General features: G+C 71.0%; 9 protein-coding genes. 5 read left to right on the plus strand and 4 right to left on the minus strand.

Annotation, left to right across the window (positions count from 1 at the left end; all coding sequences use genetic code 11):
* Nucleotides 1-805 precede the first annotated feature (805 nt).
* Genes QQ657_RS06875 through QQ657_RS06890 form a run of 4 tightly spaced genes read left to right on the plus strand, consistent with a single transcriptional unit; the run spans nt 806 to nt 6,602 of the window.
* On the plus strand, nt 806-4,837 hold the full coding sequence (locus QQ657_RS06875; protein WP_284741295.1) for a sensor histidine kinase: 4,032 nt from the start codon (nt 806-808) through the stop codon (nt 4,835-4,837).
* The gene (locus QQ657_RS06880) at nt 4,834-5,286 is read left to right on the plus strand and encodes a roadblock/LC7 domain-containing protein (RefSeq protein ID WP_284741209.1); all 453 of its coding nucleotides are present in this window, start codon (nt 4,834-4,836) and stop codon (nt 5,284-5,286) included. The genes QQ657_RS06875 and QQ657_RS06880 overlap by 4 nt, the downstream gene beginning before the upstream one ends.
* Before the next feature lie 7 nt (nt 5,287-5,293).
* The gene (locus QQ657_RS06885) at nt 5,294-6,010 is read left to right on the plus strand and encodes a DUF742 domain-containing protein (RefSeq protein ID WP_284741210.1); all 717 of its coding nucleotides are present in this window, start codon (nt 5,294-5,296) and stop codon (nt 6,008-6,010) included.
* Between the two features lie 28 nt (nt 6,011-6,038).
* Nucleotides 6,039-6,602, plus strand: coding sequence for a GTP-binding protein (locus QQ657_RS06890; protein ID WP_284741211.1), 564 nt, complete (start codon nt 6,039-6,041; stop codon nt 6,600-6,602).
* A gap of 130 nt (nt 6,603-6,732) precedes the next feature.
* Here QQ657_RS06890 and QQ657_RS06895 read toward each other — a convergent pair whose 3' ends face one another.
* The 3 genes from QQ657_RS06895 to QQ657_RS06905 are packed head-to-tail and all read right to left on the minus strand — an operon-like array spanning nt 6,733 to nt 8,133.
* Complete coding sequence (locus tag QQ657_RS06895) at nt 6,733-7,383, minus strand: DUF899 domain-containing protein (RefSeq protein WP_284741212.1); 651 nt, start codon at nt 7,381-7,383, stop codon at nt 6,733-6,735.
* A complete protein-coding gene (locus QQ657_RS06900) occupies nt 7,380-7,811 on the minus strand; it encodes an SRPBCC family protein (protein ID WP_284741213.1) in 432 nt (143 codons plus the stop codon). The genes QQ657_RS06895 and QQ657_RS06900 overlap by 4 nt, the downstream gene beginning before the upstream one ends.
* Nucleotides 7,804-8,133, minus strand: a complete 330-nt coding sequence (locus tag QQ657_RS06905) for an ArsR/SmtB family transcription factor (RefSeq protein WP_284741214.1) — start codon at nt 8,131-8,133, stop codon at nt 7,804-7,806. The genes QQ657_RS06900 and QQ657_RS06905 overlap by 8 nt, the downstream gene beginning before the upstream one ends.
* Nucleotides 8,134-8,270: 137 nt before the next feature.
* Between QQ657_RS06905 and icmF the strand changes: the two genes are divergently transcribed.
* Complete coding sequence (icmF, locus tag QQ657_RS06910) at nt 8,271-11,504, plus strand: fused isobutyryl-CoA mutase/GTPase IcmF (RefSeq protein ID WP_284741215.1); 3,234 nt, start codon at nt 8,271-8,273, stop codon at nt 11,502-11,504.
* On the opposite strand, the gene QQ657_RS06915 is transcribed toward icmF, so the two are convergent.
* Nucleotides 11,501-12,184: a class I SAM-dependent methyltransferase gene (locus QQ657_RS06915; protein ID WP_284741216.1), complete on the minus strand. Its 684-nt coding sequence runs from the start codon at nt 12,182-12,184 to the stop codon at nt 11,501-11,503. The two genes, icmF and QQ657_RS06915, sit on opposite strands and share 4 nt — an antisense overlap.
* Nucleotides 12,185-12,256 lie beyond the last annotated feature (72 nt).

Raw genomic sequence — 12,256 nt, forward strand, 5'->3', positions numbered from 1 at the left:
CAGATCACCCGTAATGATGAAAAGAATTGTGACGCGACGTTGTCGCATCCGGCGCAGGCTGCGGCGAACGGGGTAATCCCGGCGGAGGGCAGTTGCCGCTGGTTACTCGGTGTAGTAGAAGTGGCTGCCGTAGCGCCGGAGAGTGTCGCCCGGTTGCGGGCGCGGCGGCGAAGATCCACTGGTCAGCAGGCGGTCGCGAACGGAATCACCAGGTCGTGGCCCGGTAGGGTGCAACGCCACAACATCGGGCACATCTTGAGACTTGACCCACTCGATGGGGGTACTGAGTGTAGATCGTCCGAAGTACTATGCTGCCCCGCATGGGCTAATCGGGTGACGTCCGGATGCCTGGGTGAGGCGCATCCGGTAACCGGAATTCCCTCTTCGGGGGGTTGTGGGGTCGAATACCGGGGGTGGTTCTCGGCCCGGAAAGCCCTTTTCGCAGGTCAGCACCCGAGTGGGGAACAAAATTGACCGTCCGGGCGCCAGGGGTACGATTCTTTGGCCCAGCTGACCGCAGCGATCGATTGGCACCGATTAAGTTGATCTCGACGACCGTGCAGATCGCAACTTGCGCCGTGCACGTGCACAGTCCCTTGCACGGGACGGCGGGATGGTGCCTGCCCGGCGACGGGCGCGCGGTCGGCCGGGAGGCCGGGGACGAGCGAGGGCACCGGGGACGCGGCAGGGCGCGGGCGGCACGACCGTCCGGCGGCACGCCGCGAGCCGGGACGCCGCGCCGCCGACGCGGATCCATGACGCCGGACAGGGAGTCACTCACGTGACCGTTGCAGGAGAAGGTCAGGTGCCCGTGGGGGAGCTGCTCGGCCGAGCACCCCGGCGGTCCAAGGGAAAGGACGCCTGGCGCGCCCTCGTGCGCTGGCGCGACTGGAGCCTGCCCGTCAAGCTTTCGGCCGTCACCGTCGTGCCCATCGTGCTCGCGCTGGTCCTGGGCATCACGACGATCGCCGGCCAGGTCGGCCGCTCGGACGAGTACCAGCGGCTCGACCGGCTCGTCACGCTCGGCGGCCAGACCCGCGCGCTCACCGGCGCGCTGCAGCAGGAGCGCACGGTCACCGCGGCGATGCTGACCGAGGGCACCGTCGGCGGCACGCCGGAGCTGGCCGCCGCCCGAAAGGCCACCGACGCGGCGGTCGGGCCGTTCACCGGGGCGCAGGCCCGCGCGTCCGCGATCGAGCCCGGCGTGGCCGGGGCCGCCGGCGCGGCCACCGCGCAGGTCAACAACCTCGGCTTCCTCCGCCGCCAGGTCGACGGCGGCCAGCTCGACCCCGCCCAGGCCGTCACCGCCTACTCCGGGATCACCGGTTCGCTGATCGGCCTCGACACCGCGGCCACCGCGGGCGCGGGCGACGGCACCCTCGGCGGCACGCCCGCCGGGCTGCACGAGCTGCTCGTCGCGGGCGAGCAGGTGTCGGTCAGCCAGGCGCTGGTCTCCTACGGCATCGCCCGCTCCGCGCTGTCGCCGAGCGAGCTGGCCACGCTGCGCGCCGCCGAGCTGCGGCTGGCCGACCGGCTCGTCGACTTCCGCTCCGCGGCGGGCGACACGCTGCAGCGCGACTTCGCGGCGATCGCCGAGGGCACGCAGGCACAGAGCCGGGCCCGGATGGTCGAGTCCGTGCTGAACGCGCCGGCCAACGGGGTGGACGACGCCTTCCGCGCTCTGTCGGCGACCGACTGGGCCACCGCGTCCGCGGCGATGCGGACGCAGATCGGCCAGGTCGCCGACCGGCTCGGCGCGTCGGCGTCGGCCACCTCGGAGCAGCTGGTCGACGACGCCAGCAGCGGGGCCGGCCTGCTCGCGGTCCTGCTGTTCGCCGCGATGGTGCTCGCCGTCGCGGTCGTCTTCCTCATCACCCGGCAGCTGCTGCGTTCGCTGAAGGCACTGCGGCGCAGCGCCCTCGACGTCGCCGAGACCGCGCTGCCCGAGGCGGTCCGCAACATCCAGGAAGGCCGCATGCAGGGCACGGCCGTCGTGCCGGTGCCGGTGCAGACCGAGGACGAGGTCGGCGAGGTGGCGCGGGCCTTCGACAAGGTGCACCACCAGGCGCTGCGGCTGGCGACCGAGCAGGCCGCGATGCGCACCGGCTTCGGCAGCGTCTTCGTCAACCTGTCGCGGCGCAGCCAGAGCCTGGTCCAGCGGCAGCTGCAGCTGATCGAGCAGCTGGAGCGCGACGAGGAGGACGCCGACCAGCTCGCCACGCTGTTCCAGCTCGACCACCTCGCCACCCGGATGCGGCGCAACAACGAGAACCTGATGGTGCTCTCGGGTGCCGAGCCCGGCCGCCGGTCCGGCAAGCCGGTCGGTACCACCGACATGCTCCGCGCCGCGGTGTCGGAGATCGAGCAGTACCAGCGGGTCCAGGTCCAGTCGCCGCCCCCGGCCCGGATCGTCGGCTACGCCGCGAGCGACCTGATGCGCCTGGTCGCCGAGCTACTGGACAACGCGACGGCGTTCTCCGCGCCGGAGACCAGCGTGACCGTGGCGTCGCGGCTGGGCGAGGATGGCTCGCTCAACATCGACATCCTCGACAAGGGCATCGGCATGAACGAGGCCGAGGTCGCCGAGGCGAACACCCGGCTGACCGAAGCCGGGTCGGTCGACCTGGCCACCTCGCGCCGGATGGGCCTGTTCGTCGTCGGCCGGCTGGCCAGCCGGCACCGGATCGGGGTGTCGCTGCACGGCGGCCGGGACATCGTCGGCGTCCGCGCCACGGTCGTCGTCCCGGCGGAGCTGGTGACGGCGGTGACCGACGGGCCGCTGACCGGCCCGATCGGCGGGCCGCGGCAGCCCTTGGCGAGTCCTCCGGCGGGCAACCAGCTGCCGCGGCGCCAGGTCAACGGCAACTCCCGGCCGCGGCCGATGGTGCCGGAGCAGCCGGCGATGGGGGAGGAGCGCTGGCCGTCGGCGAGCGACCTCGCCGGGCTGACGAACGGCCACCGGCCCAACGGTGTCCGTCCGCCGTCGGACCTGGAGATCTCCGGGACGGACCTGTTCGCGCCGCTGCCGAAGGACGACCCGGCCCCGCCGCCGCGGCCGACGCTGCCGCCGGTGCCAGCGGTGCTGCCGTTGCCGGACCCGCCGCGGTCCGACGACCTGCCGGCGGGCAAGGACCTGTTCTCCGCCAACGAAACCACGCTGAGCGACTGGTGGCAGCAGGCGACCGCGAAGCCAGTCCCGGCGCCGCCCACACCCGCCCCGGACCGCTCCGAGACGACGCCGATCTTCGACGAGATGCTGTCGGCGTGGTTCCGCGAGGACAAGCCCGCCGAGAAGCCGCAGGCGGCCACGGCCACCGCCAATGCCACTGTCACGGAGAAGCCGGAGCCGGACGCCGAGGAAGAGACGGCCCCGGAGAAGCCGGCCGCTCCGGGGGAAGCGCGCAGCTGGGACTTCGCGAGCGACGAGGACTTCCGCACGGTCCAGGCGGTCACGAAGGCGGAGCCGACGGCGTTCACCGACGCGGGCCTGCCCCGCCGCCGCCGCGGCGAGCAGCTCATGCCGGGCAGCGCGACCTCGACACCGGCGATCCCCGCGGCCCCGGCCCCGGCCCCCTTGCCGGTCCGCGACCCGGCCGACGTGCGCGGGCGGTTGAGCAGCTTCCAGCAGGGCGTGACCCGCGGCCGTCAGCAGACCCGGCGGGCAGCGAACCCGCAGGCAGCGGGCGGTCAGGATGGGCAGCAGGCCGCGGCTCAGCAGCCGGGGTCGGCGTTCCAGCCGGACGCGCAGCAGACCCCGGCGGACGCGCAGCAGCAGCCCGCGGCTTCGCAGCCGGGATCGGCGTTCCAAGCGGACGCGCAGAACCCGGCGGATGCTTCGCCGGAGGCCGCCCAGCAGCCGGGATCGGCGTTCCAGCCGGGTACTCAGCGCCGGCCGTCGCCCGGTCCCCAGGCGAACGGCTTGCCGAATCGGGGCCAGCGAGGTGCTGCGCCTGCGCAGCATCCCGGCGCGGTCCCGCCGAACGGCCTGCCGCAGCCGAGCCGCCAGGCCCCGGCGGCGCCGCAACCGGCTGCCTTCCAGCCGGATGGTTCGGCGCAGCCGGGCCAGGCACCTGCAGCGCAGCCCGGGCAGTCGGCTGGCTTCCAGCCGGGTGGTTCGGCGCAATCGGGCCAGGCACCTGCAGCGCAGCCCGGGCAGCCGGCTGCCTTCCATCGGGATGGTTCGGCGCAGCCGGGCCAGGCGCCCGCAGCGCAGCCCGGGCAGCCGGCCGCCTTCCAGCCGGGTGGTTCGGCGCAATCAGGCCAGGCGCCTGCTGCTCGGCCTGGTGCCCTCCAGCAGCCCGGGCAACCGGCCGCCTTCCAGCCGGACGGTTCGGCGCAGCCTGGCGCCCTCCAGCAGCCCGGGCAGCAGGGCGACCCCCAGCCGGAGTCCGGTGAGCCCACCACTCGCCAGGAACCCGGACCGCTGCCGAACCGGCAGCCGCGGCCGGGCACCGCAGGCCGTCCCGCTGAGCCGCCCTCGGTGCTGTCGTCCCGCCGTGGCGCCGCCGCGGAAGCCCCGGCTCCGCGGTTGGAAGAGTCCGCCGTGGAGGCCACCGCCGAGTGGAACTTCGGTACCGATGAAGGCTGGCGGGCGGTGCAAGCGGTGTCCCAGTCGGCACCCGCCACCTTCACTTCGGCAGGATTGCCCCGGCGCCGTCGGGGGGAGCAGCTGCTCCCGGGCAGCGCCGGACCGCCCAGCGGGGCCACGGCCCCCCGACCACAACGGGACGCACACGACGTGCGCGGCCGCCTGCGAAGCTTCCAGCAGGGCATCGAGCGCGGACGCCACCGCACCGCGCGGGCCGAGACCAACCACGAGACACTGGAGGGTGAATGACCTCGCCGAGTAGCGCACAGCCGTCGCAGAATCAGTTCGGCTGGCTGATCAACGACTTCGCGGAGCGGGTGCCCGGCGTGGCCCACGCCGTGGTCGTCTCGGCGGACGGGCTGCTGCTGAGCGCGTCGAACCGGCTGCCGCTCGATCGGGCCGACCAGCTCGCGGCGGTCGCGTCGGGCCTGGTCAGCCTCACCCAGGGCGCCGCCCGGTGCTTCGAGGCCGGGGCGGTCAACGAGACCGTCGTCGAGATGGAGCTGGGGATCATGGTGCTGATGTCGATCAGCGACGGATCCTGCCTGGCCGTGCTCGCCGCCCCGAACTGCGACATCGGGCAGGTCGCCTACGAAATGACGATGCTCGTCGACCGGGTCGGCCAGATCCTGACCCCGGAGCTGCGCGCCCAGCTCCAGGGATCGGGCGGGTCGCTGATCGGCGAACCGGTGGGATGATGGCGCGATGAGCACGGGGTCCGGATTCGGCGGCGAACCACCCGAGGGGCAGCGACCCCCCGGGAGAGGGGACGACGGCACGTTCGCCGACGTCCTCAACGGGTTCACCCTGGATTCCGGCCGTGCCCGCCGGAAGCGCAAGAAGAGCAAGGAGTCCCCGCCACCCCCGGCCGCCGGTGCGCACGCGGCCGCGGAACCGCCGGCGCCCGCGCCGTCGGCCGACCAAGGAGATCGAATGACCTCTTTAGTCTCGCCCCCCGGCAGTACCGACGGGGACAGCCCCAGACCAGGCGGTTTGTTCGACCCGGGCCCGCCCAGCGGCGAGTTCGTCATGCCCGCGGTGTTCGAACAGCCCCTCGCACCCGAGGATCAGACGGCGATCGTCCGGCCCTACGCTTTGACCGGCGGCCGCACTCGGGCAAACTACGCCCTGGAGCTGGAGACACTGGTCTCCGCGAAGGACTACGCTGCCACGGGTGGCTTCCCCGAGGTGGCCGCGGAGCAGATCGAGTGCATCTCGATCATGGAAGAGTGCCGGACCCCCCGTTCGGTCGCCGAGCTCGTGTCGGCCTTGCGGGTGCCTTTGGGCGTGGCCCGGGTGCTGATCAGCGACGCGGCGGACGCGGGGCTGGTCACGGTGCACAAGACGATAACGGGCAATGACGGCGCCGAGGCACATCTGGTGTTGATGGAAAGGGTTTTGAGTGGACTCCGTCGGCTTTAAGGCACCGCGGGACACCGCGCCCCCGACCATGACATCCGCCAAGATCGTGGTGGCTGGCGGTTTCGGTGCGGGGAAGACGACCTTCGTCGGGTCGGTGTCGGAGATCGTGCCGCTCACCACCGAGGCGATGATGACCGACGCGAGCGTCGGGGTCGACAACCTCGACCACACGCCGGGCAAGTCCACGACCACGGTCGCGATGGACTTCGGCCGGGTGTCGCTGGACGCGGACCTCATCCTGTACCTGTTCGGCACGCCCGGGCAGCAGCGGTTCTGGTTCATGTGGGACGACCTGGTCCGCGGCGCGATCGGCGCGGTCGTGCTGGCGGACACCCGCCGGCTGGCCGACTCGTTCGCCCCGATCGACTTCTTCGAAGACCGGGGCCTGCCGTACATCGTCGGCGTCAACACGTTCGACGGCGTGCTGGAGCACGACATCAACGACGTGCGCGAGGCCCTGTCGATCGACCCGAACATCCCGATCGTCCGCTGCGACGCCCGGGACCGCGAGTCGACGAAGCAGACGCTGATCACGCTGGTCGAGTACGCGATGCGCCAGTGGATCGCACTGCGGGCGGCCAAGAACCGCTGACGGCCCCCGGGAGCGGGTGGTGCCGCCCAGGCACCAGCCGCGCCTCAGAGTGCCCGGAGCCGGGCACGCACCGAGCCGATCGATCGCGCGCGGGGAAGCGCGGGATCGCCGGCCGGTACGCCAGGGAGCCTCAGTACTCGTCGTGGCGGCGCCACCACGAGCTCGGCGCGTCGTCGCCGTGGCTGTCTTCTTCCCACGCCTCCTGACGCCCGAGCGGGGTGACGTCGAGGTAGCGGTGGGACGCCAGGAACATCTCGCCGCCGCGGCCGCTGGTGAAGTACGTCCGGTAGACGTCGTCGCCGTCGCGCAGGAACACGCTCACGCCGAACCCCATGCCGACGCCGCAGTCCTCGGTGAACCCCGTGCCGTGCGCGGACACCCACGGCACGTCCCAGCCCATCCGGGCCTTGTACCGCTCGATCTCCGCCAGGGTCGCCGGCGCGACGACCTTGAGCGTGACGTCGCGGGCGTGCAGGTGGGCCAGGTGCGGCATGTTGTCGACGAGCAGGGAACAGCCGGGGCAGCCCGCCTCGTCGCCGGGGTGCAGCATGAAGTGGTAGACGATCAGCTGGCGGCGGCCCTCGAACAGGTCGAGCAGGCTGACCGGGCCGTCCGCGCTTTCGAACGGGTACTTCGCGTCGAACCGGACCATCGGCAGCCGGCGGCGCTCGGCGGCGAGGCGGTCGGCCGCCTTCATGTGCTCCTTCTCCTTCGCCAGCAGCGCGTCGCGCGCGGCCTGCCATTCCTCCGGCGAGACGATCTGGGGCGTGGTGGCGGTCATCGTTCGTCCTTTCCTCGGATGTAGCCGGTCAGGTCGTCGAAACTGGAAGTCCAGCCGTCGTGGTGGCCGTCGCGCTCGGCGGTGGACGGGAAGCCGGTCTGGCTGAAGGTCATCTCGGTCTTGCCGTCGAGGCCGGCGAAGCCGATCGTCACGAGCGTCTCCAGCCCCTGGGCTTCCCACGCGAAGGTGAACACCAGCCGCTCGGGGGCGCTGACCTCGCGGTAGACGCCGTGCATCCAGTGGTCCTCGCCTTCGGGGGAGCGGATGCAGGCCCGCCAGCGACCGCCGGGCCGCGGGTCGACGGTGACGGCGGAGCAGGTGAAGCCGTGCGGACCGAACCAGCTCGCCAGGTGGTCCGGGTGCGTCCAGGCGGCGAACACGAGCTCGCGCGGGGCGTCGAAGACGCGCGTGATCTCCAGGTCAGGCATCGCCGGTCAGGCTCCTCAGGTGCTCCTCGAGGCGGTCGAACCCGCCGTCCCAGAACCGGCGGTAGGTCGCGACCCAGTCGGCGACGTCTTCCAGGGGTTTCGCCTCCAGCCGGCAGGGGCGCCACTGACGCGTGCGGCCACGTGTGATCAGCCCGGCCTGTTCCAGCACCTTCAGGTGCCGTGAGATCGCGGGCAGGCTCATCGTGAACGGCTCGGCGAGCTCGTTCACCGTCGCTTCGCCCGCGGACAGCCGGGCGAGGATGGCGCGCCGGGTCGGGTCGGCGAGCGCCGAGAACGTCCGGCTCAACTGGTCAGTGGTCATTTCAGCACCTTGTTAATTAACGGATAAGTTAAACATAGTGCTGAGCTGGTCGATGTCAAGTTCTCCTGGGTGGCCCTGAGATCCGCGTCACGGGTCTTCGGGTTTCCAATAGTAGGAAGTCCAAGTATTTTAAGGGGATGAGCCGTGAGCTGTACCGCCCCGTGCACCCCGTCCGGTTCGTGACGGCGTCGAGCCTCTTCGACGGTCACGACGCGTCGATCAACATCATGCGGCGGATCCTGCAGTCGCAGGGCGCGGAGGTCGTGCACCTCGGCCACAACCGGTCGGTCGACGAGGTGGCCACCTCGGCCATCGCCGAAGACGTCCAGGGCATCGCCATCTCGGCTTACCAGGGCGGGCACGTCGAGTACTTCTCCTACCTGGTCGAGCTGCTGCGCGAGCGCGGCGCCGGCCACATCAAGGTCTTCGGCGGCGGGGGCGGGGTGATCGTGCGCGAGGAGATCGACCTGCTGCACTCGCGCGGCGTCGCCCGCATCTTCTCGCCCGAGGACGGCTACGAGATGGGCCTGCCGGGCATGATCAACTCGATGATCGAGGCCTGCGACGTCGACCTCGCGGCCGAGGCCCCGGCGCTGGACAAGGTGCTCTCCGGTGACGTCGCCTCGCTCTCGCGCGTCATCACGCAGCTGCAGGCGGAGAAGCTGCCCGACGCGCTGCTGAGCGGCCTCACCGACGCCGCGGGCAAGCGGGAGGTGCCGGTGCTCGGCATCACCGGCACCGGCGGCTCGGGCAAGTCGTCGCTCACCGACGAGCTGATCCGGCGCTTCCGCCTCGACCAGGAGGACAAGCTGCGGATCGCGGTGCTCGCCGTCGACCCGTCGCGGCGCAAGGGCGGCGGCGCGCTGCTCGGTGACCGCATCCGGATGAACTGCCTCGACGGCTCCCCGGTGTACTTCCGCTCGCTCGCGACGCGCACGACGTCCGGCGAGATCCCGGCCGGGCTGAGCGAGGCGATCCTGGCGTGCAAGGCCGCCGGGTACGACCTGGTGATCGTCGAGACGCCGGGCATCGGCCAGGGCGACGCCGGCATCGTCGACTTCGTGGACGACTCGCTGTACGTGATGACGCCGGAGTTCGGCGCCGCGTCGCAGCTGGAGAAGATCGACATGCTCGACTTCGCCGACGTCGTCGCGATCAACAAGTTCGAGCGCCGCGGCGCCGAGGACGCCCGCCGCGACGTCGCGCGCCAGCTGGTGCGCAACCGCGAGGCCTTCGACTCGGGCCCGGAGGACATGCCGGTCTACGGCACGAGCGCGGCGAAGTTCAACGACGACGGCGTCACCGCGCTGTACCAGCACCTGCGCGGCCTGCTCGCCGAGCGCGGGCTGACCGTCTCGGCCGGCACCCTGCCGCAGGTCGAGGGCAAGGTCTCGACGGACGCGTCGACGATCATCCCGGGCAACCGGGCCCGCTACCTGGCCGAGATCTCCGACACCGTGCGCGGCTACCACGCCAAGACCGCGCAACAGGTCGCCGCGGTCCGCAAGCGCGAGGCGCTCGCACTGGCCGAGTCGGAACTGTCCAAGGTGGACGCGTCGACCGACGCGCTGGCCGGGCTGCTCGCCACCGCGGAGTCCGATGTGGACGGCGAGTCGACAAAGCTCCTCGAGCGCTTCCAGGCGCTGTCGGAGGAGTACCGCCAGGACGAGCTGGTCGTCAAGATCCGCGACAAGGAGCTGCGCACGCAGCTGTGGCGCGACACGCTGTCCGGCAACCGGATCCCGCGCGTCGCCCTGCCGCGCTACGCCGAGTCCGGCGAGCTGCTGTCGTTCCTGCGCCGCGAGAACCTGCCGGGCTACTTCCCGTACACCGCAGGCGTTTTCCCGTTCAAGCGCGAGGGGGAGGACCCGGCGCGGATGTTCGCCGGCGAGGGTGACGCGTTCCGCACCAACCGCCGCTTCAAGATGCTGTCGGCCGACTCGGAGGCGAAGCGGCTCTCGACCGCGTTCGACTCGGTGACGCTCTACGGCCACGACCCGCACACCCGTCCCGACATCTACGGCAAGGTCGGCACGTCGGGAGTGTCCATCGCCTCGCTCGAGGACATGAAGGTCCTCTACGACGGCTTCGACCTGACCGCGCCGAACACGTCGGTGTCGATGACGATCAACGGCCCGGCGCCGACGATCCTGGCCTTCTTCCTCAACACCGCGATCGACCAGAAGGTCACGGAGTTCAAGGCGGAGCACGGCCGTGAGCCGTCCGAAGCCGAGGCCGTCGAGCTGCGCGAGTGGGCGCTGAAGAACGTGCGCGGGACCGTCCAGGCCGACATCCTCAAGGAGGACCAGGGCCAGAACACCTGCATCTTCTCCACCGAGTTCAGCCTCCGGATGATGGCCGACATCCAGGAGTGGTTCATCGAGCACGGCGTCCGCAACTTCTACTCGGTGTCGATCTCCGGCTACCACATCGCCGAGGCCGGGGCGAACCCGATCTCTCAGCTGGCCTTCACGCTGTCGAACGGCTTCACCTACGTCGAGTCGTACCTGGCGCGCGGCATGGACATCGACGACTTCGCGCCGAACCTGTCGTTCTTCTTCTCCAACGGCATGGACGCGGAGTACACGGTGCTCGGCCGGGTCGCGCGGCGGATCTGGGCCGTGGCGATGCGCGAGCGCTACGGCGCGAACGAGCGGTCGCAGAAGCTCAAGTACCACGTGCAGACGTCCGGGCGGTCGCTGCACGCGCAGGAGATGAGCTTCAACGACATCCGCACGACGCTGCAGGCGCTCTGCGCGCTCTACGACAACGCGAACTCCTTGCACACCAACGCGTTCGACGAGGCGGTCACGACGCCGTCGGAGGCGTCGGTGCGCCGCGCGATGGCCATCCAGATGATCATCAACAAGGAGTGGGGCCTGTCGAAGAACGAGAACCCGCTGCAGGGTTCGTTCGTCGTCGACGAGCTGACCGACCTGGTCGAGGAGGCCGTGCTGACCGAGTTCGACCGGATCTCCGAGCGCGGCGGCGTGCTCGGCGCGATGGAGACGGGCTACCAGCGCGGCAAGATCCAGGACGAGTCGATCCTGTACGAGCGCAAGAAGCACGACGGCTCGCTGCCGATCATCGGCGTCAACACGTTCCGCAACCCGCGCGCGGGCGAGGACGACGTCGAGGTCGAGCTGGCCCGCGCGACGGAGGACGAGAAGAAGTCCCAGCTGGACCGGCTGGCGGACTTCCAGCACCGCCACCACGAAGAGGCCCAGCAGGCGCTGAAGGCGTTGCGCGAAGCGGCCACCCGCGGCGGCAACCTGTTCGGAGTGCTGATGGATGCCGCGCGGGTGTGCTCGCTGGGTCAGATCACGGAGGCGTTCTTCGAGGTCGGCGGGCAGTACCGCCGCAACGTCTAGCGGCGGACGGCCTTGAGCCGCCAGACGGGGACGAGCACGTGGCCGTCCTCGTCGGTGTCCATCGCGGCCAGGCCCGCCGGATCCGCGTCGAGCATCGTCCGGATGCTCTGCCGCAGCTCGTCCGGGTTCATCGACGTCGTGTAGACGGTCGGTTCGAGCTTCTCGATCGTCCAGTCCTTGCCGACCGTCTCGCGCAGGTTCGCTTCGCTGATCAGGTACGGCGCCGGGAACGCGTCCGGCACCTCCGGGGAGAACGCGAACAGGTGCAGCCGCGCTCCCGGCCGCGTCGCGCGGGTCAGCGCCGCGAGGTACTGACGCCGTTCGTCGTCGGACAGGCAGTGGTAGAGCGCGCTGTCGAGGACCGTGTCGAAGCGGCTTTCGTAGCCTTCGAGCTCGGTCGCGTCGGCGACGGCGAAGGTGACGTCCGGGGTGCGGGCGCGGGCCTGCTCGATCGCCGACGGCGCGCCGTCCAGGCCGGTGACGTGCAGGCCGCGCGAGGCCAGGAACGCCGAGTTGTCGCCGAGGCCGCAGCCGATGTCGAGCACCTCGCCGGTGAACTCGCCCGCGTCGGCCAGCGCGACGACCGCGGGCTGCGGTGCGCCGATGTCCCACGGCATCTTCCGGCCCATCGGGGTGGCGCCCTGGTACAGCTGTTCGAAGTCGACGTCTTGTACGTCCATGACTACCCCCTTATTCAACGTATGATGAGATGACTCCATCCTGCACCGCCTGTCAACCTGGTGGTAGTCGTT

It is taken from the genome of Amycolatopsis ponsaeliensis (assembly GCF_030182635.1).
GTDB lineage: Bacteria > Actinomycetota > Actinomycetes > Mycobacteriales > Pseudonocardiaceae > Amycolatopsis > Amycolatopsis ponsaeliensis.

Coding starts and splice junctions, on each gene's coding strand:
- QQ657_RS06880 (WP_284741209.1), top strand. CDS start 4,834: ATGACCTCGCCGAGTAGCGCACAGCCGTCGCAGAATCAGTTCGGCTGG.
- QQ657_RS06885 (WP_284741210.1), top strand. CDS start 5,294: ATGAGCACGGGGTCCGGATTCGGCGGCGAACCACCCGAGGGGCAGCGA.
- QQ657_RS06890 (WP_284741211.1), top strand. CDS start 6,039: ATGACATCCGCCAAGATCGTGGTGGCTGGCGGTTTCGGTGCGGGGAAG.
- QQ657_RS06895 (WP_284741212.1), bottom strand. CDS start 7,383: ATGACCGCCACCACGCCCCAGATCGTCTCGCCGGAGGAATGGCAGGCC.
- QQ657_RS06900 (WP_284741213.1), bottom strand. CDS start 7,811: ATGCCTGACCTGGAGATCACGCGCGTCTTCGACGCCCCGCGCGAGCTC.
- QQ657_RS06905 (WP_284741214.1), bottom strand. CDS start 8,133: ATGACCACTGACCAGTTGAGCCGGACGTTCTCGGCGCTCGCCGACCCG.
- icmF (WP_284741215.1), top strand. CDS start 8,271: ATGAGCCGTGAGCTGTACCGCCCCGTGCACCCCGTCCGGTTCGTGACG.
- QQ657_RS06915 (WP_284741216.1), bottom strand. CDS start 12,184: ATGGACGTACAAGACGTCGACTTCGAACAGCTGTACCAGGGCGCCACC.